Here is a 26,956-nt window from a genome sequence, read left to right on the forward strand (position 1 = left end):
CCTTCTGCCTCGTCACATCTGTCGCGCCCGTCGAATGCGCTGTTCTCATCCTCCGCGCCGCCTCATCCTCGCATGTGCCGACGACAGCCTGCCCACCGCCCGACCGGCCGCGCTCACCCGGAACGGGGAGATTACGTGACGGGGGCTGCGCACGGGGCGACGAGCCGAGATCCTGGTGTCCTGACCACGCGCATCGACACTGACCATGTGCAACGGGGGATGCAGAACAGTGGAGCGCTCGACAACAGAAGACTCGACAACAGACGACTCTGCGACGGAAGACTCGACAACAGAAGTCCCGGCAACAGAAGTCCCGGCAACAGAAGTCCCGGCAACAGAAGACATGGCTCTCGAACTCCTCGTCCACGGAGTCGGGGGCACCACACCGGAAGAGATGCTGGGCGACCCCAGGACCGTGCGGGTCTCCGGCGACGAGACGGCGGCGGTCTTCCGCCGCACCGAGGACGCGGACGCGGAGCAACGCCCGGACGACTACCGGGGCAAGCCGGTCCCCGAGGCGTACGTATGGTGCAACCTGACCTCGGGCAACGGCTCACGGGCCCTGTGGCTCCTGCTGCTGCCCTTCATGGTGGTCAACCTCGCGCACTGGATGCGCCCCACCTCGCGGCGCAGGAAGAAGACCGTCCGCACCTACGGCCTCCTGGTGCGCCTGACCGGACTCACCCTCACCGTGCTGCTCGTCGCCGCAGCCTGCGAGGTCGCCATCGACCTGACGGCCTGGCAGTGCGCGGGCACGCCCGAGTGCGCCGAAGGCCGCTCCTGGCTCGGCTTCCTCGCGACCGACGCCTCGGGGCACGGCGGCTGGTGGTCCCAGCCGGGGCGGCGCCTCGCGCTCGCCGCCGTCGTGCCGATCGCCCTGACCGCCCTGCTCTGGTATCTCTCGCACCGCACTTGGAGCGCGTACGAGTCCCAGACGCCGCTGCCCCACCAGCGGGACCCGGAGGAGGACCCCGGCCGGACCGCGCTCGGCAGGCCCGGCTTCTGGTACGGGCGCCGCCTCGTGGCCCGGCTGCGCGCCGCGCACACGGCCGCGGGCTTCCTCACGGTGGCCGCCGCGGTGGGCACGTCGGCCGCACGCCACGACCGGCGGGGCGGCGGCCCCGCGCTGCTCGACATCCTGGGCTGGACCCTCGACGGCACGCTCGTCCTGGGGGCGGGCCTCGTGGTGTGGGTGGTGTGCCGCAGGGGCCGCAGCGAGAACAAGCTCGACCGGCACCTCGACGAGAAGCTGATCCGCCGCCTGCCGCTCGGCGCGCTCAGCCTGCTCGCCCTGACTCTCGTGTACGCGGGCTGGTCACGCCCCGAGTGGACCTCCCAGGGCCGGCTGCCCGGCGACGCGACCTTCGGCGGCATCGCCCTGGTCCAGGGGATCCTCGTCGTCGCCCTCGCCGTGGTCGCCCACATCCTGTACGGCACGGCCCCCGACTCCCGCACCGCGATCCGCGGCTTCGGCGGCCCCGCCGTCGCCATGCTGGCCTGCGCGCTCGGCGGAGTGATGTCCGGCGGCGGTGCCCAGCGTGTCGCCGACTGGCTCGACGGATCGGGGCAGCCCGGCGCCGGCGGCACGATCGACGGCCCGCCCGTCCTGCTGACCTGGCAGGCGTCCGTGATCCCGCCCCTTCTGGTGGTCGTCGCGGTGCTCTGCGGCTGGCTGGGGGCGCGCACCGTACGGCTCAAGCGCCGCGAGACGGTGAAGGTGACCGACGACTACGCGGACGAACGGGAGGACGCGGCACGCACCCGCCGCATCGCGAGCACGCGCGCGCGTGCCTCCCTCACCGACCGGGCGCCGCGGATCGTCGGCATCACATCGGCCGTGACCCTGTTCCTCGGCGCCGCCGCGCTCGTCGGAGCCTGGCTGACAGAAGAGGTACCGGGGGAGGCCGCCCAGGGTCTTCCGGCCTTCTTCGAAGGGGCCGCGCAGACCTCCCAGTCGCTCGGCTCCTGGCTGATCGGCCTCGGCTTCATACTCTTCGTGACCTGGGGCCGCCGCGCCTACCGCGACCCGTCTGCCCGCCGGACCATCGGCATCCTCTGGGACGTCGGTACGTTCTGGCCGCGCGCCGCCCATCCCTTCGCGCCCCCCTGCTACGCCGAGCGCGCCGTGCCCGACCTCACCTGGCGGATGCACACCTGGACCCGCCAGACGCGCGCCGAGGGCGGCAGGCTCGTCATCTCCGGGCACTCGCAGGGCAGCGTCCTGGCCGCGGCCGCCGCCTGGCAGCTGTGGCCATCCGTACGCAAACGGGTCGCTCTGCTCACGTACGGCTCGCCCCTGGAGCGCCTCTACGGACGGTGGTTCCCGGCCCACTTCGGTCCTGCCGCGCTGAGCTCCCTGCACCGCGAGGTCGACTGCTGGCGCAATCTGCACCGCACCACCGACCCGATCGGCGGCCCCGTCCGGGTGCCCCCCGAGGACGAAGGACCGCAGGTCGACCGCGACGCCCTCAAGGACCCCCTGGCCTACGGACGTACCGAGGAACACCCGCTGCCCGCACCGATCCTGGGCCACTCCGACTACCAGGCCGACCCGGCGTTCGCCGAGGAGAGGGCCCGCCTCCTTGCCCGGCTCAAGTCGGGCGTCCCCGGCCAGCGGCCGGGTCCGCAGGTCACGGCAGCTCCGGCAGATCCTCCGGATACAGCAGGGTGAGGTCGTCCGTGCTCGGCTCGTCGAACTGGGCGACGCGCCCCGCGTGCCGCTCCACCATCGCCTCGAAGGTCTGGCGCGCGGTGCGGCCGTTGCCGAAGGCGGGGCCCTTGGGGAGGGCGGTGAAGTACTTCAGGAGGGCCTCGCCGGTGCCCGAGTCGAGGCGGTACTCGTGCTCGTCGGCCTGCTGCTCGACGATCCGAAGGAGTTCCTCGGGGGCGTAGTCGCTGAAGGTGATGGTCCGTGAGAAGCGGGACGCCACACCGGGGTTCACGGAAAGAAAACGCTTCATCTCCGCCGTGTAGCCCGCGACGATCACCACTACCGCCTCCCGGTGGTCCTCCATCAGCTTCACGAGCGTGTCGATGGCCTCGCGGCCGAAGTCGCGCCCGGAGTCCTCGGGCGAGAGCGCGTACGCCTCGTCGATGAACAGCACGCCCCCGCGCGCCCGGTCGAAGGCCTCCTGGGTGCGGATCGCCGTAGACCCGATGTGCTCACCGACCAGGTCGACGCGCGACACCTCGACGAGATGCCCGCTCTCCAGGACGCCGAGCGAGGCCAGGATCTCGCCGTACAGCCGCGCCACCGTCGTCTTGCCGGTGCCGGGCGAGCCGGTGAAGACCAGGTGGCGGCGGACGGACGCGGCCTTGAGCCCCGCCTGCTGCCTGCGCCGCCCGACCTCGATCATGTCCGTGAGGGCGCGCACCTCGCGCTTGACGCTGTCCAGGCCCACCAGCGCGTCCAGTTCACCGAGCACGGCCTTGGATGTGCGGGACGGCTGCTCGGGGAGGGCGCTCTGCTCGGGCTCCTGCTTCGTGGTGCGCTGCCCGGGGACCGCGCCGAGCAGACCCACGGACTGCGTGGCCGTCTGGACGGCCGGCGCGGAATCCCGCGCGGTGGTCCGCGGGCCGCCGCTCTCGTCGCTGGTGCAGTCCTCGACGATCGGCCCGTCCTCGGAGAACTCGAAGCCGCCGCGTCCGCACCGCTCCGTACGGCACTTCTTCAGCGTCGTACGACAGCCGTCGATCACATGGAAGCCGAAGCCGCCGCTGTCGGTCACCCGGCAGCCGTACAGGCTGCCGCGGGCGCCCGCCGACACGTAGAAGCCCGCCTCGGCGGGCGAAGTGACCGTGCAGCGCTCGATGGTGGGGTCGGCGCCCTTGGTGACGATGACGCCCGTCTGGACGCCGTCGACGGTGCAGTTGGCCAGCGTGCCGCCGCTGCCGTGGTCGCGGAACCACGCGCCGGTTGCGGCCTCGCGGATGCGGCAGTCGTCCAACTGCGCGGTGGCGCCGTCGCTCACCGACACGGCGGTGTTGCGCACTTGTGAGAGATCGCTGTCGACGACGTCGGCGCGCGAGCCGCGGTCCAGGACGAACAGTGCGTCCGGCACGTCGTGCACCCGGCAGGACTCCAGGACGACGGTCGCGCCGTCGCTGACCCAGACCGCCGGATAGTCGCCCGTACTGTCGTGGATCTCGCACTGGTTGGCGTCCACGCGCGTGCCCGGGTCCCACACCGAAAGGCCGTTGCGCCCGAACCGCCGCACCGTGGACCGCGTCAGGGTCAGCACCGAGCGGGAGCGCAGATCGATCGCGTTCTCGGGGATGTCGTGGATCCGGCAGTCGGCGAGCGTCAGAACGGCGTCCGTGTCGAGCGTGACGCCGTCCGACGTCGTGCGGTGCACGTCGCAGTCCGTGAGGTGCGCCGTGGCCCGGCCGGTGATCTGCACACCGGCGCCCTTGACCTCGTACACCTCGCAGCCGATCGCCTCAAGTCCGGTGTGCTCGCCGGTCGCCGAGAGCCCGGCGCCCGATGCGTGATGCACCCGGCAGCGCTCCAGACGGGGGTGCGCGCCGCCGCGCACGGCGATGCCCGACTGGCCGGCCGATACGACCTCGCACTCCTCGAAGACACCGCCTCCGCCGTCGAGTACGGCGATGCCGATGCCGCCGGGGTTGTCGACCGTGCAGCGGCGCACCGTCGGGCGCGCGCCGCCGCGCACCTCTATCCCGGAGGCCGAGCGCGTCACCACGCGTACGTCGACGAGTTCGGGCGCTCCGTCCTCGACGAGCAGCGCGGGCGCCGCCGAGTCCTGGCCCTCGATGTGCAGGTCCTGCACCACGGCGGACGAACGGACCGTGAGCGGCACGCCGTCGGAGGGTGCGATGCGGACGGAGCCGGGGGAGTTCTCGGGGCCGCGCAGCGTCACCGCGCGCTGCACGACGAGGTTCTCGCGGTAGGTGCCGGGTGCGACGGTGAGGACGTCCCCGTCGGTCGCGGCCTCCAAGGCGGCGGCGAGCGATGCGTACTCGCCCGTGCGGCGCCGCCACCGCGACGTGCCGGTGTGCGTCACCTGGACCGTGCCCTGTGCCATGGAGTTGCTCTGCCCCCACCTCGTCGTACGCGGGACCTCACGACCTCGCGCAAGGAGCCGAAGAGTTCGGCCGGTCCACCGTAGCGCGCGCGGCGGGGGCGAGTTGACCCGATGGCCAGGCTCTCACCTGGTCATCGCCGGTCCCTCACCGGCTCAGGATCCGGTGCCGGTGCGTCCCCAGTCCGGGCCCGCCTTGTCCCAGGCCTGGTCCCAGCGGTCGTAACGCCGCCGCACCATCCGCCAGACGACGATCCGCCGGGCGCCCTCGACGATGCCGACGACCGCCGCGGCGGCACCGAATCCGGCCAACGCGGCGTGCGTGGCCGCGGTCGCGCCGTCCAACGGCCGGCCGACGACCTGGCCGTGCTCGTCCGTCCAGATCCGGAACCGGTCCCCGGGGCCCGGGGACTCGAGGGCGGCGACCACGGTGCCGGAGCGCGCGGTGCCGTCGGGAGCCGTCCAGTCGGCGAGCACACGGCTGTGTCTGTCGCGGGCGGACGAGGTCTCGGGATCGGGGTCGACCGGGGGTCCCGAGACCTTCTCGACCACGGTGGCGGAAATCGCGTGCCGGGCCTCGTGCTGTTCCCGGACCGACTGCAGCAGGGCTTCGCGCGCGAGGCCGCCGACGACGGTGCCGGTCACCGGCGCGGCGACGGCGATGAGCAGGAGGGCGGCGAGGGCCACCCACGCCTCCACGAGGTCGGTCTTCCGGCGCAGCGGATTGTGCCGCCAGCGCCAGAGTCCGACGAGTGCTCGCACAGTCCTGCACCCCCTTCCGCGTCCGTCTTAACCGCGAACGGCACGGCTCACGCGTCGGTGGCGAGAAGAGAGAGCGAAATCACCCTTCTCATCGACGCTCAACGTCCGCGCCTCGCCTCCGAGTTCCCCTCGCCGGGGACGTTCAACCGAGGACCGTGAAAGGGTCGCCGATCCGGACGGTACCAGTGGACTCGGGCACCAGATTCTGTCCGAATACCAGCTGGTCTCCGAAGCGGCGGTGCTTGGCGAGAGTGCGCAGCGGCTCCTTGCCGCGCTCCGAGGTCCGCTGGTCGGTGGTGGTCACGACGCAGCGCCCGCACTTCTTGGCGACCCGGAAGGTGACATCGCCGATCGCGACGCGCGACCAGTCGTCCTCGGCCCAGGGGGCGGTCCCGTCCACGACCACATTCGGCCGGAAGCGGTTCATGGGAAGCGGTCCCTCGTCGGAGTGATCGCCCTGGGCGATCAGCGAGTTCAGGGCGTCGAGCGAGGAGAGCGTGGTCAGGAGCAGCGGATAGCCGTCGGCGAACGTGACGGTCTCGCCCTCCTTGGCGTACTGCGGATCGATGGGGCGCCGCGTCGCGGGGTCGTCGAGATGGACGAGCCGCACGTCCACGTCCAGATAGGCGCTGAACCAGGCGTGCGCCGCCGCGTCGGCGGGAATTCCCTCGACCTTGTCGCCCCAGATCTCCACCGTGACGGTCGCGCCGGCCGGCGGCACGGCGACCGTCAACGGCTCCTGGCCGGGCGCGGACATGCGTATGCCGCCGCCGGGCCGGAGCTCGGCGGCGGCCAACGCCAGGCGCGGATGCGGCCGTTGCGTGACGATCCGTCCGTCGCTGTCCACCAGGACCCACCGCCGGTCACCCGCGAGCCCCCAGGGCTCGACGACGGCCTCACGCGGAGCGTGTCCCCCGACCGCCTTGAGCGGGTAGAAGTGGATCGAGTGCAGCGCTGGATTCGGCATGCGGCCATCCTGCCAGCAGCCACTGACAGGGACGCATGCGGGCGATTCAGTAGCCGCGGTAGGGGCGGTTGTACGGATCCTCGTACGTCGCGGGCGCGGGGCGGGGCGCCGCCGGGCGCATCGCCTCGTAGCCCGTCCCGGCCGGGGGGCGCTGATATTGCTGGGGTCCCGGGTAGCCGCGCGGCGCCGAAGGCTGCTGCGGGATGTACGGGGCGGGGGCCTGCTGCAGCGGAGCGGGCTGCGGGGCCGCCGCGTAGCCGTACGCGGGGTTGTGATGGGAAGGGGCGGCCGGCAGCGCGGGCAGCGGGGCGGCCGGAAGCGCGGGCAGGTGACTGCCCGTGTCGTACGCAGGGGAAACCCGGATCGGGGCGATCTGCGGAGTGCCCCGCTCGGCGACAAGCGAGTCGTAGATCGGAGTGTCCGGGAAGGACGGCGCGGAGTAGTAACCGCCGCCATAGGTGGAGCGGGGGGAGGTCATGAGACATAAGTTAAGCCCTTGATGTGCTGGTTGGGGAGACCGATAAGAGGGTTGTTTTACGTGTCGGTAGTGACTGGGCATCCCCAATGCGAGCGAACTTAGGAAAAATCGGTCGCGCAGCGCCGTACGGATCGTGTAAAAGCCAAGCTCCGAACGGGTTACCGGCGGTTGACGCATGGTTGACGGAAGGGCTGCGGGAAGGGGGATCCGCGGCGGACATGGGCCTCTTCGAGGTCCGGGTAATAGGTTGGTCATGAACGAATCGGCGGCCCGGCCGGATGTGGCGACTTGCGATGGGGGCGGACATGACAATGCCTAAAGGATCGAATGTTCCGGTGCCGGCACCTGCCGTGCGGATCGAGTTGGGGTGGTCCTCGGGGCCGGGGGTGCCGGACGCCGACGCGTCGGCGCTGTTGCTGGCTTCTTCGGGAAAGGTCCGCTCGGACGACGACTTCATCTTCTACAACCAGGCGGTCCACTCCTCCGGGGCGGTGCGCCACGAGGGCAAGAAGACCGAGGGCGGCCGGGTGACCGACGCGCTCGCCGTCGACCTCGCGCGCGTGGAGCCCGCGATCGAGACCGTGGTGCTCGCCGCTTCGACGGACGGCGGAACGTTCGGGCAGGTCCCCGGACTCTTCATCCGCGTCGTCGACGCGGCGAACGGCGTCGAGATCGCGCGCTACGACAGCGAGGACGCGACCGTCGAGACGGCGTTCGTCCTCGGTGAGCTCTACCGCCGCCAGGGCGCGTGGAAGTTCCGTGCCGTCGGACAGGGTTACGGCAGTGGCCTCGAGGGCCTTGCCACGGACTACGGCATCTCGGTGGACGAGCCCCAGCAGGCGGCCCCGCCCGTCGCCGCCCCGGCCCCGGTGCAGCCTCCGGCTCCCGCCGCCCCGGTCCAGGCCCCGCCGCCGCCCGCCCAGGCGCCCGCCGCGCCCGCTGCCCAGCCCGTACGCCTGTCGAAGGTCACGCTCACCAAGGACGCGCCGTCCGTCTCGCTGAAGAAGCAGGGCGGCACATCCGGCGCGATGCGCGTGAACCTCAACTGGGAGGTGCGCAAGCAGTTCAAGGGCTGGGGCGCCAAGCTCGGCCGGGCCGTGGCGATGCACGCCGACCTCGACCTGGACCTGTGCGCCCTGTACGAACTGGCCGACGGCCGCAAGGGAGTGGTCCAGGCGCTCGGCAACGCCTTCGGGGCGCTGGACCAGCCCCCGTACCTGCTGCTCGACGGCGACGACCGCACCGGAGCGGTCGCCACCGGTGAGAACCTCACCGTCAACCTCGACCACATCAACGACTTCAAGCGCATCGTCATCTTCGTGACGATCTACGAAGGCGCGCGCAGCTTCGCCGACCTGAACGCCACCGTGACGCTGCAGCCGCAGCACGGCGCCTCCATCGACTTCTCGCTCGACGAGTGCACGGTGCCCTCCACGGTGTGCGCGCTCGCGCTGATCACGAACAACAACGGCGACCTCTTCGTGAAGCGCGAGGCCCGCTACCTGGTCCCCGAGCGGGGCGTGAGCCCCCAGCGCACCATCGACTACGCCTACGGGTGGGGCATGAACTGGACGCCCGGCAGGAAGTGACCCTCAGCGCTGTTCGGGAGTGGGATCGGGGCGGGCGTACGTCCGCCCCTTCCACGCCGCACCGCGCCCCCTGTAGTGCTGCACCGCCGAGTCGACCGTCATCAGGAGGTAGAGGAAGGCGGTGAACGGCAGCAGGGGAGCGAGCCACGGCGGCTGCCGGTAGTAGCGCAGCATCGGGAGGTACGTGGCCGTCATCAGGAGCCACGCGAGCCCGCCGGGCACGGCCGTGGCCGCGTTCCCGGCCGCCAGGCCGGCCAACAGCGCGACGGGCGGCACCAGATAGACCAGCGCGAGCCCGAGGACCGTGCCGAGCAGCACCAGCGGGTTGTGCCGCAGCTGGGCGTAGGCGCTGCGCGAGACCATCCGCCACAGGTCCCCGAGCCGGGGATAGGGCCGCACGCTGTCGACGCGCTCCGCGAGCCCCAGCCAGATGTGGCCGCCCGTGCGCTTCACCGCCCGCGCCAGCGACACGTCGTCGATCACCGCGTGCCGGATGGAGTCGGGAATCCCCGCACGCTCGGCGGCCGCAGAGCTCAGCAGGACGCACCCGCCCGCCGCGGCGGCCGTGCGCGAACCCTTCCGCGCGATCCGGCGGAAGGGGTACAGCTGCGCGAAGAAGTACACGAAGGCCGGGACGACGAGCCGCTCCCACACGCTCACGACCCGCAGCCGCGCCATCTGCGACACGAGGTCGAAGCCGCCCGTCTCCGCCGCCGCCACCAACTGCCGCAGGCTGTCCGGCTCATGGGCGATGTCCGCGTCGGTGAGCAGCAGATAACGGGGTGCACGCGCGCGTGCCAGGGCGATTCCATGACGTACGGCCCAGAGCTTGCCCGTCCAGCCGGGCGGCGGATCACCGGGCGAGCCGACGGTCAGCGGCAGGCCGCCGTGCCGGTCCGCCAGCGTGCGGGCGAGCTCGCCGGTGCCGTCCGAACTCCCGTCGTCGACAAGGAAGACCTCGGCCCGCCCCGGATAGTCCTGGGCGAGGAGCGAGGGCAGGCTCTGGGGCAGCACCTCGGCCTCGTCGCGTGCGGGGACGACGACGCAGACCGACGGCCAGGCGTCCGGGTCGCGACGTGGCGGCAGCCGAAGGTCCGTACGCCAGAAGAAGCCCTGCCCCAACAGCAGCCACAGCCAAGCGGCAAGCGATCCGGCGGCGGTCCATGCAACGGCGCTCATCCGCCGCAGTCTGCCCCACGGCACCGGGCCGATGAGGCCGATCGACTATGGTGACCGGGTGAAGATCGCGCTCATGGACTCCGGTATCGGACTGCTCGCCGCCGCGGCCGCGGTACGTCGCCTGCGGCCGGACGCCGATCTCGTCCTCTCATCGGACCCCGACGGACTTCCCTGGGGGCCGCGCACCACCGAGGACATCGTCCAGCGCTCGCTCGCGGTCGCCGAAGCCGCCGCCGAGCACCGACCTGACGCACTGATCGTGGCGTGCAACACCTCCACCGTGCATGCGCTGCCCGCACTGCGGGCCCGGTTCGAACCCGGTCTGCCCGTCATCGGGACCGTGCCGGCGATCAAGCCCGCGACGGCGAGCGGTGGTTCGGTCGCCATCTGGGCCACGCCCGCCACCACGGGAAGCCCCTATCAGCGTGGCCTCATCGAGGAGTTCGCGGGCGGCGCCCGTGTCACCGAGGTCCCCTGCCCCGGCCTCGCGGACGCCGTGCAGTACGCGGACGAGGCGGCCATCGACCGGGCGATCGCTGCCGCGGCAGCACTCACTCCGCGGGATGTAAGCACCGTCGTCCTGGGCTGCACCCATTACGAGCTGGTTGCGGAGCGTATCCGTGCAGCCGTGCAGCAGCCGCAGCTGCCGCCCCTGGTCCTGCACGGCTCCGCCGGTGCGGTCGCCGGCCAGGCGCTGCGCAGGATCGGAGTGCTTCCCGGCCCGGGTACTGGTACGGACGGTGGTCTGACGGTGATCCTGAGTGGCCGTCTTTCCGAGCTGCCCGCAGCCGCCCGCACCTATGCGGAAGGCCGGCTGCTCGCGGCGGTCAGCCAGGCGCGCTGAGGCCCGCCGGGCTCGTCGAGGCCCGCATGGAGCAGTAACGCTCCGCGACGCGGTGCCTTCGGGCCGGAACCTGAGTAGTCTCATTCGCATGAGGGACCACACCCACGGCGAGTCGGACGGCGCGGCCGGCGCCCCGCCGGAAGTCTGGACCGGCAGCGCGACCAATCGTTTCCAGTGGCTGCTGGCGCTGGCAGGTGCCGCCTGCATCGCGCTCGGCATCGAGCTGGCCGTCGACAGCATGTGGACGTCCGGGATCGCGGCCCTCGCCATGTCCGTCGTGGGGTGCATCGCGGCCGGGCTCCTGATCCTGTTCGGCACCCTCGCCTTCGTCCATGTGGCAGTGAAGGTCGACAAGGAGTGCCTCGAAGTGCGCTGCGGCCACATCGGCCTGCCGCGCCGCCGCATCCCCCTCTCCCACGTGGTGGGCGCCGACTTCGCGCAGGCCGTCAGCCCCCGGCAGTGGGGCGGCTGGGGCTACCGCTCGCGGCCCGACGTCGGCACCGCGGTCGTGGTCCGGCGCGGCGAAGGCCTGGTCCTCAAGCTGTGGGACGGCCATACGTTCACGGTCACCGTCGACAACGCCGAGGCGGCCGTCCGGATCATCCGGGACCGGCTGCCCATGGCGGGGAGCCCGACGGCCTGACCTGCGACAGTTCGTCGCTCAGCGGCCGCGCGGTCGCGATGCCCGCCAGATAGCCCGCTCCTGTGGTCACCGCCGTGACGCTCAGCGCGTTGCCGACCGAGGCCACGGCGGCGAGCGCCGTCAGGGCGGCCCCCGCCGACAGGACGACCTGGGTCGAGCGCGGCGAGCGGTACAGCGCGTACAGAAGCCAGCAGAACACCGCCGCCAGCAGGGCCACGCCCGCGAAGCCCTGCTCGGCCGCCTGCTGCAGCGGCGCCGAGTGCGGAGTGCCGTCGATGAGGAGATTCTCGGCCACGGTCGGGCTGACGTCCCCGAACCGTCCCGGGCCCACGCCGAGCGCGGGCTCCCGGCCCGCCAGGTCGAGGGCGTCCTGCCACAGCTGTACGCGGTGCCCGTCGAGCTGGCCCTCCAAGGACGCGGAGAGCCCGTCCGGCAGTACGTCGTCCGCGATCGCCCAGGTCAGGCCGGTGACCACCACGGTGGCCAGGGCCAGGCCGAGCAGACCGAGGGCCCGGCGCCGCATCAGGGCGGCCGCCAGCGAGCAGAGCAGGATCCCGGTGCACGCGGCGACCCCGGCCATCGAGCCGAGCGCAGCGGCGGCGACCACCGTGCCCGCGGCCAGCAGCCGCAGCACGAGGCGAAGCGCCGGCTTCCGGGCGGCCCAGGCAGCGCAGCAGGCCGCGCCCGATGCCAGGATCAGGAGCGCGGCGGTGGCGCCGGTGTGGCCAAGGGGCGCCGTGCCCACGGGCCCCGGCGAGAGCCTCGGTGCGGCGGCCGCCAGGCCGATTCCGGCCAGCGCCCCGGCACAGGGCGCGGCCACCGGCAGCAGCGTCCCGCAGATCCGGCCGCCCGCGTATCCCGCGGCCACGGCGAGGACCGCGAGCAGGACGCCCTCCGGCTGACCGCCGTGCACACCCGCGGTGATCAAGGTCCAGGCGGCGCAGACACCGAGCAGGGCGACGCCCGGCGCGTCGGACGCGCCGCGTCGCTCGTACGCCCCTGGTGGACCGGCCGTCGCGGCCATCCCCGTTGCCCCCACCCCGTCGCCCCCCGTTGCGTGACGGGCCCCGATCGCGGTGGCTGGATCTGGCCGCACGTCGGGGACTCGGGCACACGGTAGTCGCTGCGGCCCCGCATTGGGGATGCCTTGCGCAGGAACGATCCGGCAAGCGGGTGCCGGAACCGCCCGCCACCAGCGCATCCCGCCAGAGCGGCCGATGCCGACCGAGCTGTCCGTGGGCAAGTCGGGCGCCGTAGACTCCCCGAGTGACCGCCACCACCACCCCCGTAGACGAGTCGGAGCAGCTCGGACCGCAGTCCGCGCCCGCCTCGCGCAAGGCCCGCGTCCTGCGCGCGCTCGTCCCGGCCGCCGCGGCCGCACTCTCCGGAGTGCTGCTCTACGTCAGCTTTCCGCCCCGCACCCTGTGGTGGCTGGCCCTGCCGGCCTTCGCGGTGTTCGCCTGGTGCCTGCACGGCCGGACCTGGAAGGCGGGCCTCGGGCTCGGCTACCTCTTCGGGCTCGGTTTCCTGCTGCCGCTCCTGGTGTGGACCGGGGTGGAGGTCGGCCCGGGACCCTGGCTCGCGCTCGCCGCCATCGAGGCGATGTTCGTGGCCCTGGTGGGAGCGGGCATCACCGTCGTCTCACGGCTGCCGGGCTACCCGCTGTGGGCGGCGGCCCTCTGGATCGCCGGTGAGGCGGCACGCGCGCGTGTGCCCTTCAGCGGGTTCCCCTGGGGAAAGATCGCCTTCGGGCAGGCGGACGGCGTCTTCCTGCCGCTGGCCGCGCTCGGCGGGACCCCGGTCCTCGGGTTCGCGGTGGTTCTGTGCGGCTTCGGCCTGTACGAGATCGTCCGCCAGGTGCGCGACGCACGCGGCACGCGTGGGGTGCGCCGTGGTGCCGCCGCCGCGGCCGTCCTGAGCGTGCTCGTCCCGGTCGTCGGCGCCTTCGCCGCGAAGCCGCTGGTCAGCGATGACGCCGAGGACGGCACCGCGACCGTCGCGGCCATCCAGGGCAATGTCCCGCAGGCCGGGCTCGACTTCAACGCCCAGCGCCGTGCCGTGCTCGACCACCACGTACGCGAGACGGAACGGCTCGCCGACCGGGTCGAGGCGGGCAAGGCGAAGCAGCCGGACTTCGTGCTGTGGCCGGAGAACTCCTCCGACATCGACCCGTTCACCAACCCCGACGCGCGCGAGGCGATCGAGCGCGCGGTCAAGGCGATCGGCGCCCCCATCTCCGTGGGCGGCGTCGTCGAGGCCAAGGACGGCAAGCTCTTCAACGAGCAGATCCTGTGGGACCCGAAGAAGGGCCCCACGGACACCTACGACAAGCGGCAGATCCAGCCCTTCGGCGAGTACATCCCGCTGCGCTCCGTCGTCGGCTTCTTCAGCAGCGACGTCGGCATGGTGCGCCAGGACTTCAGCCGCGGCACCGAGCCCGGCGTCTTCACCATGGCGGGCACCAAGGTCGGCCTCGCCACCTGCTACGAAGCCGCCTTCGACTGGGCCGTGCGGGACACCGTCACACACGGCGCCCAGCTGATCTCCGTACCCAGCAACAACGCGACGTTCGACCGCAGCGAGATGACCTACCAGCAGCTGGCCATGTCGCGGATCCGCGCCGTCGAGCACAGCCGCACCGTCACCGTCCCGGTCACCAGCGGCGTCAGCGCGATCATCCTGCCCGACGGCGAGGTCTCCCAGAAGACCACGTGGTTCACCGCCGACTCGCTCGTCCAGGAGGTGCCGCTGCGCTCCTCACAGACCCCGGCCACCCGGTACGGCGTCCTGCCCGAAGGCATCCTGGTGCTGATCGCGGCGGGCGGCATCGGCTGGGCGGTCACGGTGTCCGTACGGGCCAAGCGCTCCCGTTAGGGTCGACGGCATGGCTACTCCTGACTTCATCCGTACGATCCGGGCCGACGCCGGCCAGCAGCTGTTGTGGCTTCCCGGGGTCACCGCCATCGTCTTCGACGACGAGGGCAGAGTGCTCCTCGGACGGCGCTCCGACAACGGCAAGTGGTCGGTCATCGGCGGGATCCCGGACCCGGGGGAGCAGCCCGCCGAGTGCGCCGTGCGCGAGGTGTTCGAGGAGACCGCGGTGCACTGCGTGGCCGAGCGGGTGGTGCTTGTCGAGGCGCTGGAGCCGGTGACGTATCCGAACGGCGACACCTGCCAGTTCATGGACATCACGCTGCGCTGCCGGGCCGTCGGCGGCGAGGCACGGGTCAATGACGACGAGTCCCTCGAAGTGGGCTGGTTCGCCACGGACGCGCTGCCCGACCTGCACGAGTTCGGGGTCTTCCGCATCAAGCAGGCGATGGCGGAGGAACAGCCCACCTGGTTCGACCGCTCCTGAGAGCACCCTGCCGCACGGCGTTCCTCGCGTTGCCCTTTCGGACAATACCGATGAGCCGTCACCTCCCGTAATTTCGACGGGAGTTGACGGCAATCGTGAATTCACGGGGAGACGCTGTATGCAGATGAATCGCCGCGCGGGCATGGTGGTCAGCGCGCTTGCGGCCGCCGCGGTCATCGCGCCGGTCGGGCTGAACGGGCCGACGCCGGCCGCGGCCGCCACCCAGGCGAAGAAGGCGCCCGCGGTCGCCGCGGCCGACGGTTTCCATTCCAAGAAGGGGACGAAGAGCTGCGGACGCGGAAAGACCGCGCATGTCTTCGTCACCGCCATCGGGTGGACCCGCCTCTCGTGGCGTGTTCCGGGCGGAAAGCTGCACTCCGCGCGCTATGCGTTCGACCCCTCGGGCATGGCCACCCACCCCCTTCCCACCTGGCACCGCAAGGTGCAGTGGAAGGTCACCAGTGACTGGGGGCAGGGCAAGAAGAACCTCTTCAAGGTGTACGCCTACTGCAGCAAGGACGGCGGCGAGAAGAGGAGCGGCCGCTCCACGAAGGTCATGGCCAGGAAGAGCGGCACAAAGAGCTGTGCCCGCGGAAAGCAGGTCGTCATCCGCTCCTGGGGCATGGGCTGGGTCCGGCACAAGTTCAGGTCCACGAAGCCGGGCTCGAAGGTGTACACGCATGACCTCGCCCGGCAGGGATACCTGATGGACACCCGCCTCACGCCGACCGGAATGCGCAAGGTGAAGTGGGTCGCCAAGGCCCACGAAGGCGTTTACCACAATGGCGGCAAGCTGAGGGAAATGAACCTCTACTGCGGCAAGTTGTAGCCGTCCCCAGCGCCTCAGTTGCTCTTAGCGCCTCAGTTCCCCTTGATCATGTCCGCGCACTTCTCGCCGATCATCATCGTGGTGATGCACGGGTTGACCGCGGGCAGGAACGGCATCACCGAAGCGTCGGCCACCCGAAGCCCTGTGACGCCCTTGACGCGCAGCTCGGGGTCGAGCGGCGAGTCCGCGTCGTCCGGCGCGCCCATCCGCACCGTGCCCGCCGGGTGGTAGACGGTGTTGTGGGTCTCGCGGATGTACGCGAACAGATCGTCGTCGGTGGTGACTTCGGGGCCCGGCGCGAGTTCGGCGCCCGTCCAGTCCGCCATCGCGGGCTGCGCGGCGATCTCCCGGGCGAGCCGGATGCCGTACGTCATCACGCGGATGTCGTGCTCGTCGGTGAAGTAGCGCGGGTCGACCTTCGGCTTGTCCCGGAAGTCGCGGGTGCGCAGCCGCACCGTGCCCATGGAGCGGGCCCGCGTGACGTTCGGGGTGAGGCAGAAGGCGTTGTCGGTGGTCGGGTAGCCGCGCCGGTAGGTGTTCATGTCGAAGGGCACCGAGCCGTAGTGGAACATCAGGTCGGGGCGGTCGAGCCCCGGCTCGGTGTCCGCGAAGATGCCGATCTCCCACCACTGGGTGGACGAGGTGACCATGGGCTGCTTCGCCTCCCACATGATCACGCCCTCGGGGTGGTCCTGGAGGTGGGAGCCGACCCCGGGGGAGTCCACCCTGACCTCCACGCCGACCTCCCGCAGCTCCGCGGCCGGGCCGATGCCCGAGAGCATCAGGAGCTTCGGCGAGTCGATGGCACCGCAGGAGACGATGACCTCGCGGCGCGCGTGGACCGTACCGGAGTGGATGGTGTCGGGCTCCAGGTACTCGACGCCCGTGCACCGCCGGCTCTCGTCGAACAGGAGCCGCTTGGCCTGCAGGCCCGTGCGTACTTCGAGGTTCGGCCGCTTGCCCAGGATCGGGTGCAGATACGAGACCGACGCGGACGAACGGGTGCCGTCCGGACGGGAGTTGATCTGGAACCAGTGGGCGCCGCGCACCACCGTCTTGCCGGTGTTGAACGGGGTGGTGGGGATGCCCGCCTCGGCGCACGCGGACAACAGGGCCGAGCCGCAGGGGTCCTTGGGCGGCACGGAGAGGATGTTCACCGGGCCCGAGCGGCCGTGGTGGTCGCCCGGCGCGTCATTGGTCTCCAGGCGCCGGTAGAGCGGGAAGCAGTCCGCGGAGCTCCAGCCGGTGCAGCCGAGGGTGCCCCATTCGTCGAGGTCCTCGGCGGGTGCCCAGAAGGCGATGCAGGAGTTGTGCGACGAGCAGCCGCCGAGCACCTTGGCGCGCGCGTGCCGCATGAAGCTGTTGCCGTTCTCCTGCGGCTCGACCGGGTAGTCCCAGTCGTAGCCGGACTCCAACAGGGCCATCCACTTGTCCAGTTGGAGGATGTTGTCGTCGCCGACGTCGGAGGGACCTGCCTCAAGCACGCAGACGCGGACGTCCGGGTCCTCGGTCAGCCGGGCGGCGACGACGGCGCCTGCCGTACCGCCGCCGACCACCACGTAGTCGAACTCGGACAAGGGGCTCTCTGCGGGCATCACGTCTCCAGGATCTGCGGATTCAGGGGGCGGCGGCCGGGGGCGGCGGCATGGGGGTCGCGGACTGGACGCGGTGCTCCTCGAGCACGCCGGTCTTGTGCCGCTGCACGAACCAGTAGTAGGCGAAGCCGCCGAGCGCGACGACGCCGATGAACAGGAAGGCACCCCAGCGCAGATACCAGTGCTGCGGGCCCGTCGCGTTGTACACCTCGGCGCGCGGCCAGGCGAGGTTGAGCGACATGGCGGCGCCCCACAGCACGGCGACGATGTTGATCGGAAGACCCCACCGGCCGAGCGAGAAGTTCCCCTCGGCGGGCGTCCATTGACCGCGCAGCCGCTTGAGCAGCAGCGGTACGGTGACCAGCAGATAGGCCAGGTAGATCATGATGATCGCGATGCTCGTGATCACCGAGAAGATCTGCGGCTGGTTGATGTTGATCACCAGGATGACGACACCCACCACACCGATGAGCACGGCGGGCACCACGGGCGTCTGGAACCGTGGGCTGACCCGGGCGAGTGCCGAGCCCGCGGGCAGGTTGTTGTCCCGCGCCATGGCGAACATCAGCCGGATGCCGGCGGCCTGCACGGCAAGGACGCAGACAGTGATGGCGACGACCACGCACCACAGGAAGATCTCGCCGATGGTCGAGCCGAGCGTCTCGAGGACCACATACTGCAGTCCGCCCGTCGACAGTTCCTCGGCGTGCAGGTCCGGCACCGCCATCAGGGCGAAGAGCAGGATGAGACCGCCGATGAGGAAGGACGCGATGAGCGCCCGCAGGATGGCACGGGGCGCGTTCTGGCCGGGATTGTGCGACTCCTCGCCGAGCGACGAGGCCGTGTCGAAGCCGTACATCACATACGCCGACGCCAGGGACGCGGTCAGGAACGCGCCGAGGTACCCGAGGTTCTGGCCGCTGCCGAGTCCGTACGTCTCCGTCAGGACGCTGCTCGGGCCGCGGGTGATGTGCGCCGCCAGGAAGACGATCAGGGCGACGGCGGCGATCAGCTCGATGAACACGCCCGCGGAGTTGATCCGGGCCATGAGCTTGACACCGAAGGCGTTGACCACGGTGGAGAAGAGAATGAGCACGGCGCCGAGCAGTACGGCGTTCGCGGCCGCGTCGTTCTTGCCGGTGCCGTCACCGACGAACTGGAACCAGTCGTCGATCTGCGGCAGCGTGATCTGGTAGGCGAGCGCCACGGCCGACAGCGTCACCATCGTGGCCGTCATCATCATCCAGCCGCCGAGCCAGCCCACATGCGGGCCGCCCATCGTCTTGGCCCAGTTGTAGACCGAACCGGCGACCGGATAGCGGGCGGCCAGCTCGCAGAAGCACAGCGCCACCATCAGCTGTCCGACGAAGACCATCGGCCACGACCACCAGTAGGCGGGACCGCCGAAGCTGACGCCGAAGTAGAAGAGCTGGAAGGTGCCGGTGAGGATCGAGATGTAGCTGATGCCCGCCGCGAAGGTGTGGAAGTTGCCCAGGGTCCGCTTGAGTTCGGGCTTGTAGCCGAGCTCGCCCAGCGCGTCGTCGTCGTGCTCGCCCTGGGTCTTCTCCGGGACGGCGGGACCGGGGCCCGCTCCGGGTTCCGTACTCATTCGAACCACCTCTGCGGGGTCGCTGCAAGATTGCGCCAGATGTGCTTGGCCTCCTGGTACTCGGCGAGTCCCGCCGGTCCCAGTTCGCGGCCGAAGCCGGACTGCTTCATGCCGCCCCACTCCGCCTGCGGCACATACGGATGGAAGTCGTTGATCCATACGGTTCCGGCGCGCAGCCGGGACGCCACACGCTGGGCCTTGCCGGTGTCCTGCGACCAGACGGCCCCCGCAAGGCCGTAGACCGTGTCGTTGGCCAGCGCGAGCGCCTCCTCCTCGTCCCGGAACCGCTCGACGGTGAGCACAGGACCGAAGGACTCGTCGGCGACCACGGACATGCCGGGCGTGCACTCGTCGAGGACGGTCGGCAGGTAGTAGTAGCCGTCCTGCAGCGCCGGGTCGTCGGGGCGGGCGCCGCCGCAGCGAAGCACCGCACCCTCGGCGATGCCGGCCGCCACGTACGCCTCGACCTTGGCGCGGTGCGCGGCGGAGATCAGCGGGCCCGTGCGGGCGTTGTCGTCGAAGGGGCCGCCGAGCGGGATCCGCCGGGCGCGCGCGACCACCTCGTCGACGAACGCGTCGTGCAGTTCGTCCTGGACGAGGAGCCGCGCCCCGGCCGAGCAGACCTGCCCCGAGTGCAGGAAGATCGCCATCAGGGCGTAGTCGACCGCCGCCTCGAAGTCGGCGTCGGCGAAGACGATGTTGGGGTTCTTGCCGCCCAGTTCCAGGGCGACCTTCTTCACCGTGGGCGCCGCGGCGGCCATGATCCGGCGCCCGGTCACGAGCCCGCCGGTGAAGGACACCAAGTCGACGCGAGGGTCCTCGCTGAGCGGTGCGCCCGCGGTGGGGCCCGCGCCGAGGATCAGGTTGGCGGCCCCGGCCGGAAGCCCGGCCTCGGTGAGCAGCCGCATCAGGATGATGGCGGTGTGCGGGGTCAGCTCACTGGGCTTGAGGACGAAGGTGTTGCCCGCGCCGATGGCCGGGGCGACCTTCCAGGCCGTCTGCAGCAGCGGGTAATTCCACGGGGTGATCAGGGCGCACACCCCGACCGGCTCGTGCACCACCCGGCTGTCCACCTCCGGATTGCCTGCGTCCACGATCCGGTCCGGGCCACCCGCCGCCGTCAGGTTGCCGAAGTAGCGGAAGCAGTTGGCGATGTCGTCCATGTCGTACTCGCTCTCCACGAGCCGCTTCCCGGTGTCCAGGGATTCGGCGCGGGCGAGTGCGTCCTTGTCGCGTTCCAGCAGGTCGGCCACGCGCAGCAGCAGTCGGCCGCGTTCGGCGGCCGGGGTGTGCGGCCACGGTCCTGAGTCGAAGGCCTCGCGTGCCGCGGCGATCGCCGCGGCGGCGTCCTTCGGCCCTGCCTCGTCGACGGCCGCGATGTGGGTGTTGTCGGCGGGGCAGCGGATCTCCCGAACCTGCCCGTCCACGGCGGCGGTCCACTTACCGCCGATGAACAGCTCCGGCATGACGGCTCCTCCGGTCGGATACGCGGAGACGACCCGACCGAGGCCCGGCCGGTCACGCTCCGTCATCCTTGATCGGCGGAACGTGCTCCACCCCTAGACGGTAAGGAGCACACGCCGTACGCGCACTATGGGCGCCGCTGTCCGGCGGGTGCCGACGGGCGCCGGCGGTGACCGCGGCCGTCTGTCACCCGCCGACTGGGCCCCTGCGTACAGGGCGAAGATCGCACGGTCGTCACTCCGTTAGCCTGAAGGCACGATGAACCGGCTGACCACGTCATGGGGCGCGTACGACCTCACACGATTTCCCGAGGACCCTCGCGACCAGTTGCGGGCCTGGTCCGCGGCCGACGCCTATCTGCTGCGGCATCTCGCGGGCGAGACGGAGGACGCGGCGCAGCCCGTCGACCTCTCCGGCACGGTGGCCGTCGTCGGCGACCGCTGGGGTGCGCTGACCACCGTGCTCGCCGGGCGCGGGCACACGCCCACGCTGATCACCGACTCGTTCCTCGCGCACGAGGCGACGCGGGCCAATGTGGCGCGCGCCGGTCTCGCGTCGGACGCGGTGCGGCTCTCGACGACCCGGGACACCCCGCCGGACCGTATCGACGTCCTCCTGGTCCGCGTGCCGAAGAGCCTCGCACTTCTCGAGGACCAGTTGCACCGGCTCGCCCCCGCCCTGCACGCGGGCACGGTGGTCGTCGGCACGGGCATGGTGACCGAGATCCACACCTCCACCCTGGAGCTGTTCGAGCGGATCATCGGCCCCACGCGGACCTCCCTCGCCCGGCAGAAGGCGCGCCTCATCTTCTGTACGCCGGATCAGCGGACGGCCGCCGGCTCGAGCCCCTGGCCGCGCAGCTATGTCCTTGACGGCGACTCCGGAGCGGGCTCGGGACTCACCGTGGTCAATCACGCGGGCGTCTTCTGCGCCGAACGCCTCGACATCGGCACCCGCTTCTTCCTGCGCCATCTGCCGACCGGCAAGGGCGGCGCGCACATCGTGGACCTGGGCTGCGGAAACGGCGTGCTCGGCACGGCCGCCGCCGTCGCCGACCCTGAGGCCACGGTCACCTTCATCGACGAGTCCTACCAGGCGGTCGCGTCGGCGGAGGCCACCTTCCGTGCCAACGCCGAGGAGTCCACCAAGGCGGAGTTCGTCGCGGGCGATGCGCTGGCGGCCGTGCCCGCCGGGTCGGTGGACCTCGTCCTCAACAACCCGCCCTTCCACAGCCACCAGGCGACCACCGGCGCGACCGCCTGGCGGATGTTCAGCGGGGCACGCGCCGCGCTGCGCCCCGGCGGTGAACTGTGGGTCGTCGGCAACCGCCACCTCGGGTACCACGTGAAGCTGCGCAAGCTCTTCGGCAATTCCCAAGTCGTCGCCAGTGACCCGAAGTTCGTGGTCCTGCGCGCCGTGAAGGGGCACGCCAAGGGGCGCGAAAAGGGGAACGAAGAGGGGAACTCGTCCCGATGAGTGGCGAGTTGTTTCCCCGGACGCGGTCGGAGATCGCGCCCGGTGCCGTGCACGTGCCGGACTGGCTGACGCTCGACGAGCAGCGGAACCTGGTCGCGTCGTGCAGGGAGTGGGCCCGTCCGCCGGCCGGTCTCAGGACGGTGAGGACGCCGGGCGGCGGCGTGATGACGGCCCGTCAGGTGGGGCTCGGCTGGCACTGGTTTCCGTACGGGTACGCGCGTACCGCGGTGGACGGTGACGGCGCCCCGGTGAAGCCGATGCCGCCTTGGGTCGCCTCGCTGGGGCGGGCTGCCGTGGCGGCTGCCTATGGCGATGGGGGCGGGCTCGATGGGACGGCCGATGAGTACGACATCGCGCTCATCAACTTCTACGACGCCGAGGCCCGCATGGGCATGCACCGGGACGCCGACGAGGAGTCGCCCTGCCCGGTGGTCTCGCTGTCCCTCGGCGACTCCTGCGTCTTCCGCTTCGGCAACACGGAGACGCGGACGAAGCCGTACACGGACATCGAGCTGCGCAGCGGCGACCTGGTCGTCTTCGGGGGGCCTTCGCGGCTCGCCTATCACGGAGTGCCGCGGGTGTACGCGGAAACCGCCCCGCCGGACCTCGGTCTGACGGGGCGGCTGAACATCACGCTGCGGGTGAGCGGCCTCGAATGACTCAGGCTCGGGAATGACTCAGGCTCGGGAATGAAACAGGCTCTGGAATGACTCAGGCGTCGAAGGCCGTCGCCCGTGTCACCGGCTCCCACGCGGCGATCTCCGCGCGGACCGCGTCGAGATGCCCGACGACCGCGTCCACCGCGTCGTCGCCCAGCGGAAGCCGCAGCGGCGTCTCGTCGGCGTCGAGCGCGGCGATGATCGCGGCGGCGGCCTTCGCCGGGTCGCCCGGCTGGTCCCCGTCGCCGCCCGCGACCATCTTGCGGGTGGCGCCCGCCGTCTCGGCGTAGTCCGGTATCTCGACAGCGCCTGCGCTGGTGTTGCCGAACAGGCTGGTGCGGAACGCGCCGGGCTCCACGATCAGGACCTTGATGCCCAGCGGCCCCACTTCCTGCGCCAGCGCCTCGGAGATCCCCTCCAGGGCGAACTTGGTGCCGCTGTACGCCGAGAACCCGGCGAACGACATCTGCCCGCCCATGCTGCTCATCTGCACGATCGCCCCGGAGCGGCGCGCCCGCATGTGCGGAAGGACGGCGCGGGCCAGCGCCGCGGGGCCGAATACGTGCACATCGAACAGGGCCCGCAGCTCGGCGTCCGAGTCCTCCTCCAGGGCGCCGACGTGGCTGCGGCCCGCGTTGTTCACCAGGACGTCGATCCGTCCGTGGCGGTCGATGATGTCCCGCACCGCGGCCTCGATGCCCGCCGTGTCGGTCACGTCGAGGGTGAGCGCCTCGACCTGGTCGGGGTGGGCGGCGGCCAGGTCGTCCAGGGCCGCCACATTGCGGGCGGTCGCCACGACGACGCCGCCGGCGGCGACGGCCGCCTCGGTGATCGCCCGGCCGAAGCCGCTGTTCGCACCCGTCACGAGCCAAACCTTCGTCATCGCGAACTCCCTGGAGATGTAACGGACTTCCTCGCTCTTCTCTGTACGCGGATCAGCCTGCCGCCGGGGCGAGTGGCCCGTCCAAGACCTGACGTGATAGCTGATGGTTATGGACGTACACAGCAGGAACCTCCGCTACTTCGCCGCCGTGGCACGGGAGTTGCACTTCACGCGGGCCGCCGAGCGGCTCTTCGTCTCGCAGCCCGCGCTGAGCAAGCAGATACGCATGCTGGAACGGCAGCTGGGCGCGGACCTGTTCGTGCGGGACCGTCAAGGGGTGCGGCTGACGGCGGTGGGTTCCGCGCTCCTTCCGCACGCCCAACAGGTCCTGGAGGTCTGGGAGTCGGGCATGGCGGCGGTGGAACGCGCCAAGGCGCAGGAGCGGGCCACGCTCGTGGTCGGCATGAGCACGCGGCCGGGACGGGGAGGGCTGCTACCTGCCGTCCGGTCCCGCTTCACCGAGGCGCATCCGGCGGCCACCATCCGGCTGCGTCAGGTGAGTTGGGAGGATCCGAGTGCGGGCCTCGCGGACGGCGCGGCGGATGCCGCGTTCATCTGGCTGCCGCTGCCCGACATGGCGCGCTACGCATGGCTCGTGGTCGCCGAGGAGCCGCGCCACGTCGCCCTGCCGGAGGGGCACCGCCTCGCGGCCCGCGACGAGATCGACTTCGCCGACCTCCTGGACGAACCGTTCCTCGCGCTGCCCGAGAGCGCGGGGGCGCTGCGCGACTACTGGCTCGCCCTGGACGCCCGCGAGGGCAGGCCGCCACGGATCGGCGCCGAGATCGCCAGTACCGACGAGACGTACGAGGCGCTGGTGGACGGCCGCGGGGTCTGTCTTGTCGCCACCGGCAACGCGCCCCTGATCACCCTCGGCGGCATCGTCACCCGCCCGGTCCGCGGCATCACCCCAAGCCGCTTCGCCCTGGCCTGGCGCGCGGACGACCGGCGTCCGCTGGTGCGGGCGTACGTCACGGCCTGCAAGGGAGCGCTCGGCCCGGCGGCCCCCGGGGGCGGGCCGAGCTGAAGTTCCCGCGGAGCTGAAGTCTCCCGCCGATTTCCGCTTTCCTCGTCGGCACCGTTGACCCCGCCGTAACACGCCCTTACCGTTTCGGCGTTCGAGATTACAGATGACGTACGAAATATCGAACGTCGCGTGTGGGGAGGCCCGTTGATGGAGAGCAGGGTGCTGCGCAAGGCGGCATGGCGGCTGTTGCCGTTTCTCGGCCTGCTGTATGTGATCGCCTACATCGACCGCTCGAACGTCGGCTTCGCGAAGCTGGAGCTCCAGGCCGAACTGGGCGTCGGCGCCACGGCGTTCACCCTCGGGCAGGTCTTCTTCTTCACCGCGTACGCCCTGTTCGAGGTGCCCAGCAATCTGCTGCTCCACCGTGTCGGCGCGCACCGCTGGATCGCGCGGATCCTGCTGACCTGGGGCCTGGTCACCATCGCCACGACCCTCGTGCACAGCACCTGGCAGTTCTATCTCGCGCGGTTCGCGCTCGGCGCCGCCGAGGCCGGGTTCTTCCCCGGAGTGCTCTACTACCTCTCCCGCTGGTTCCCCGGCAGCCATCGCGGCCGCGCCATCGGCGCGTTCATGCTCGCCGCGCCGGTGTCCTTCATCGTCGGCAATCCGCTGATGGGCGTCCTCATGGACCTCGACGGGACGTGGGGTCTGACGGGCTGGCAGTGGGTGTTCCTCGCCACCGGCATCCCGGCCGTGCTCGTCGCCCCCGTCGTCCTGCTGCGCCTGCCCGCCGGACCCGAGGACGCGGGCTGGCTGGCGCCGGACGAGCGGCGGTGGCTCACCGACGCCCTGGCCGCCGACCGGGCCGACGCGGGCGAGCAGCCGCGGCACGCCCTCGGGGTCCTGCGCGACCGCCGTGTCCTGACCGCGGCCGTCTTCTTCCTGGCCTTCCCGCTCTCCACCTACGGCCTGTCCTTCTGGCTGCCCACGATCATCGACGGCTTCGGCGACCTGACGAGCACCGAGGTCGGTTTCGTCTCCGCGATTCCGTACGTGTGCGTCGCCGCGGGCCTGGTGATCGTGCCGCGCCTGGTGGCCCGCCGCGACACCCCCTACCTCTGGACCGCGGCGATGCTCGCCCTGACCGTCGCGGGGTTCACCGTCACCGCGCTCTTCGGCTCGCCCGTCGTGCAGATGCTCGGGCTGTGCGCGGCCGCCGTCGGCGGATACGCGGCACAGCCCGCCTTCTGGGCGCTGATCCCGCGCTTCCTCACGGGCGCCGCCGCTGCGGCCGGCATCGCCGCCGTCAACGCGGTCGGCAACCTCGGCGGCGGCTTCGGGCCGCTCGGCATCGCGGCGGTCGTCGACTCCACGGGCAGCGCCCTGACCGGCCTGCTCTTCCTCCTCGCGGTGGCGGTGCTCGGCCTGCTCGCCGTGCCGCTGCTACGACGCGCCCTGAACACGCCGCCGCCCGCCACGCCCTCGGCGGGGCTGCCGTCGGCCGCCGAGAAGCTCACCTCGTAGCCCGCATCCGTTCCCGTACCCAAGGAGTCGCATGAGCCGGAGTGATCTGCCCAGCCGCAGGGGTGTGCTGCGAGGGACCCTCGCCACCGGCGCCGTCATCGCCGCGCAGGGCCTCGCCCAGGGTCCGGCCCACGCCGCGTCGGGGCCGCGTGCCTACCGCAATCCGCTCGTCGAACAGCGCGCCGACCCGCACATCCACCGGCACACCGACGGCCACTACTACTTCACGGCCACCGCACCCGAGTACGACCGCATCGTGCTGCGCCGCTCGCGCACCCTGCGGGGTCTCACGCAGGCCGACGAGTCCGTCATCTGGCGGCGGCACACCAGCGGTGACATGGCCGCGCACATCTGGGCCCCGGAGCTCCACCGCGTCGACGGCGCCTGGTACGTCTACTTCGCCGCGGCCCCCGCCGACGACGTGTGGAAGATCCGCATCTGGGTCCTGGAGAACACCAACGCCGATCCGTTCAAAGGCAGTTGGACCGAGAAAGGACAGATCGCCACCGCCTGGGACACCTTCTCCCTGGACGCCACCACCTTCACGCACCGGGGCGGCCGCTACCTCGCCTGGGCGCAGCACGAGCCCGGACAGGACAGCAACACCGGAGTCTTCCTGTCCCGGATGGCCAACCCCTGGACCCTGACGGGCTCTCAGATCCGGCTGACCACACCGGAGTACGACTGGGAGTGCGTCGGCTTCAAGGTGAACGAGGGGCCGTACGTCATCCAGCGCAACGGCCGGGTCTTCCTCACCTACTCGGCCTCCGCCACCGACTTCAACTACTGCGTCGGTCTGCTCACCGCCGACGACACGAGCGACCTCATGGACCCCGCCTCCTGGTCCAAGTCGCCCACCCCGGTCTTCACAAGGAACGACACGACCGGCCAGTACGGTCCCGGCCACAACTGCTTCACCGTCGCCGAGGACGGCCGCACCGACGTCCTCGTCTACCACGCACGCCAGTACAAGGAGATCGAGGGCGACCCCCTCAACGACCCCAACCGCCACACCCGCATCCAGCAGCTCGGCTGGAAGGCCGACGGCACACCGGACTTCGGGGTCCCCGTGCCCGACGCCCGGTAGG

At 71.3% G+C, this 26,956-nt stretch carries 22 protein-coding genes; 12 read left to right on the forward strand and 10 right to left on the reverse strand.

Annotated features, from left to right (window positions below):
• Positions 1–343: 343 nt before the first annotated feature.
• Positions 344–2,671, forward strand: a complete 2,328-nt coding sequence (locus tag AB0G47_RS35100) for a hypothetical protein (protein ID WP_360778243.1) — start codon at positions 344–346, stop codon at positions 2,669–2,671.
• On the opposite strand, the gene AB0G47_RS35105 is transcribed toward AB0G47_RS35100, so the two are convergent.
• From AB0G47_RS35105 to AB0G47_RS35120, 4 genes are all read right to left on the reverse strand, one after another.
• A complete protein-coding gene (locus AB0G47_RS35105; protein ID WP_360778247.1) occupies positions 2,631–5,045 on the reverse strand; it encodes a right-handed parallel beta-helix repeat-containing protein in 2,415 nt (804 codons plus the stop codon). The genes AB0G47_RS35100 and AB0G47_RS35105 overlap by 41 nt on opposite strands.
• 153 nt (positions 5,046–5,198) lie before the next feature.
• Positions 5,199–5,804, reverse strand: a complete 606-nt coding sequence (locus tag AB0G47_RS35110) for a hypothetical protein (protein ID WP_360778250.1) — start codon at positions 5,802–5,804, stop codon at positions 5,199–5,201.
• Between the two features lie 142 nt (positions 5,805–5,946).
• Positions 5,947–6,771: an MOSC N-terminal beta barrel domain-containing protein gene (locus AB0G47_RS35115; RefSeq protein WP_360778252.1), complete on the reverse strand. Its 825-nt coding sequence runs from the start codon at positions 6,769–6,771 to the stop codon at positions 5,947–5,949.
• A 46-nt stretch (positions 6,772–6,817) separates the two neighbouring features.
• Entirely contained in the window at positions 6,818–7,249 is a 432-nt protein-coding gene (locus tag AB0G47_RS35120; protein ID WP_266869493.1) for a DUF6643 family protein, read from the reverse strand.
• 293 nt (positions 7,250–7,542) lie between these two features.
• Here AB0G47_RS35120 and AB0G47_RS35125 point away from each other — a divergent pair, with 293 nt between their 5' ends.
• Entirely contained in the window at positions 7,543–8,838 is a 1,296-nt protein-coding gene (locus tag AB0G47_RS35125; protein ID WP_360778256.1) for a TerD family protein, read from the forward strand.
• A gap of 3 nt (positions 8,839–8,841) precedes the next feature.
• On the opposite strand, the gene AB0G47_RS35130 is transcribed toward AB0G47_RS35125, so the two are convergent.
• A complete protein-coding gene (locus AB0G47_RS35130) occupies positions 8,842–10,017 on the reverse strand; it encodes a glycosyltransferase (protein ID WP_360778259.1) in 1,176 nt (391 codons plus the stop codon).
• A gap of 31 nt (positions 10,018–10,048) precedes the next feature.
• Between AB0G47_RS35130 and AB0G47_RS35135 the strand changes: the two genes are divergently transcribed.
• Positions 10,049–10,861 carry an aspartate/glutamate racemase family protein gene (locus AB0G47_RS35135; protein WP_360778262.1) on the forward strand — a complete coding sequence of 271 codons (813 nt, stop codon included), beginning with the start codon at positions 10,049–10,051 and terminating at the stop codon, positions 10,859–10,861.
• 88 nt (positions 10,862–10,949) lie between these two features.
• The gene (locus AB0G47_RS35140) at positions 10,950–11,504 is read left to right on the forward strand and encodes a hypothetical protein (protein WP_360778265.1); all 555 of its coding nucleotides are present in this window, start codon (positions 10,950–10,952) and stop codon (positions 11,502–11,504) included.
• On the opposite strand, the gene AB0G47_RS35145 is transcribed toward AB0G47_RS35140, so the two are convergent.
• On the reverse strand, positions 11,461–12,528 hold the full coding sequence (locus tag AB0G47_RS35145; protein WP_360778268.1) for an O-antigen ligase family protein: 1,068 nt from the start codon (positions 12,526–12,528) through the stop codon (positions 11,461–11,463). The genes AB0G47_RS35140 and AB0G47_RS35145 overlap by 44 nt on opposite strands.
• Positions 12,529–12,770: 242 nt before the next feature.
• Here AB0G47_RS35145 and lnt point away from each other — a divergent pair, with 242 nt between their 5' ends.
• The 3 genes from lnt to AB0G47_RS35160 all read left to right on the forward strand — a co-directional run bounded on the left by lnt (position 12,771) and on the right by AB0G47_RS35160 (position 15,691).
• The gene (lnt, locus tag AB0G47_RS35150) at positions 12,771–14,378 is read left to right on the forward strand and encodes an apolipoprotein N-acyltransferase (RefSeq protein WP_360778271.1); all 1,608 of its coding nucleotides are present in this window, start codon (positions 12,771–12,773) and stop codon (positions 14,376–14,378) included.
• Between the two features lie 10 nt (positions 14,379–14,388).
• Complete coding sequence (locus AB0G47_RS35155) at positions 14,389–14,862, forward strand: NUDIX domain-containing protein (RefSeq protein WP_266869501.1); 474 nt, start codon at positions 14,389–14,391, stop codon at positions 14,860–14,862.
• Positions 14,863–14,980: 118 nt separating this feature from the next.
• On the forward strand, positions 14,981–15,691 hold the full coding sequence (locus AB0G47_RS35160) for a hypothetical protein (protein WP_360778275.1): 711 nt from the start codon (positions 14,981–14,983) through the stop codon (positions 15,689–15,691).
• 32 nt (positions 15,692–15,723) lie between these two features.
• Here the strand turns inward: AB0G47_RS35160 and AB0G47_RS35165 are convergent, their stop codons facing one another.
• The 3 genes from AB0G47_RS35165 to AB0G47_RS35175 are packed head-to-tail and all read right to left on the reverse strand — an operon-like array spanning position 15,724 to position 20,361.
• Positions 15,724–17,286, reverse strand: coding sequence for a GMC family oxidoreductase N-terminal domain-containing protein (locus AB0G47_RS35165; protein WP_360778278.1), 1,563 nt, complete (start codon positions 17,284–17,286; stop codon positions 15,724–15,726).
• 22 nt (positions 17,287–17,308) lie between these two features.
• Entirely contained in the window at positions 17,309–18,895 is a 1,587-nt protein-coding gene (locus AB0G47_RS35170) for an APC family permease (RefSeq protein WP_360778281.1), read from the reverse strand.
• On the reverse strand, positions 18,892–20,361 hold the full coding sequence (locus AB0G47_RS35175; RefSeq protein ID WP_360778283.1) for an aldehyde dehydrogenase family protein: 1,470 nt from the start codon (positions 20,359–20,361) through the stop codon (positions 18,892–18,894). The genes AB0G47_RS35170 and AB0G47_RS35175 overlap by 4 nt, the downstream gene beginning before the upstream one ends.
• A gap of 256 nt (positions 20,362–20,617) precedes the next feature.
• On the opposite strand from AB0G47_RS35175, the gene AB0G47_RS35180 reads away from it, so the two are divergent.
• Positions 20,618–21,835 (forward strand): methyltransferase, encoded by a 1,218-nt coding sequence (locus tag AB0G47_RS35180; RefSeq protein ID WP_360778286.1) that lies wholly within the window; start codon positions 20,618–20,620, stop codon positions 21,833–21,835.
• Positions 21,832–22,494: an alpha-ketoglutarate-dependent dioxygenase AlkB gene (locus AB0G47_RS35185; RefSeq protein ID WP_360778288.1), complete on the forward strand. Its 663-nt coding sequence runs from the start codon at positions 21,832–21,834 to the stop codon at positions 22,492–22,494. The genes AB0G47_RS35180 and AB0G47_RS35185 overlap by 4 nt, the downstream gene beginning before the upstream one ends.
• Before the next feature lie 52 nt (positions 22,495–22,546).
• On the opposite strand, the gene AB0G47_RS35190 is transcribed toward AB0G47_RS35185, so the two are convergent.
• A complete protein-coding gene (locus AB0G47_RS35190; protein WP_360778291.1) occupies positions 22,547–23,377 on the reverse strand; it encodes an oxidoreductase in 831 nt (276 codons plus the stop codon).
• Between the two features lie 103 nt (positions 23,378–23,480).
• Here AB0G47_RS35190 and AB0G47_RS35195 point away from each other — a divergent pair, with 103 nt between their 5' ends.
• From AB0G47_RS35195 to AB0G47_RS35205, 3 genes are all read left to right on the forward strand, one after another.
• On the forward strand, positions 23,481–24,404 hold the full coding sequence (locus AB0G47_RS35195) for a LysR family transcriptional regulator (protein WP_360778294.1): 924 nt from the start codon (positions 23,481–23,483) through the stop codon (positions 24,402–24,404).
• Between the two features lie 147 nt (positions 24,405–24,551).
• Positions 24,552–25,868: an MFS transporter gene (locus AB0G47_RS35200; protein ID WP_360778297.1), complete on the forward strand. Its 1,317-nt coding sequence runs from the start codon at positions 24,552–24,554 to the stop codon at positions 25,866–25,868.
• 31 nt (positions 25,869–25,899) lie between these two features.
• A complete protein-coding gene (locus AB0G47_RS35205; RefSeq protein WP_360778299.1) occupies positions 25,900–26,955 on the forward strand; it encodes a glycoside hydrolase family 43 protein in 1,056 nt (351 codons plus the stop codon).
• Position 26,956 lies beyond the last annotated feature (1 nt).

Origin of the sequence: Streptomyces sp. NPDC021622 (genome assembly GCF_040640795.1) — a bacterium.
GTDB lineage: Bacteria > Actinomycetota > Actinomycetes > Streptomycetales > Streptomycetaceae > Streptomyces.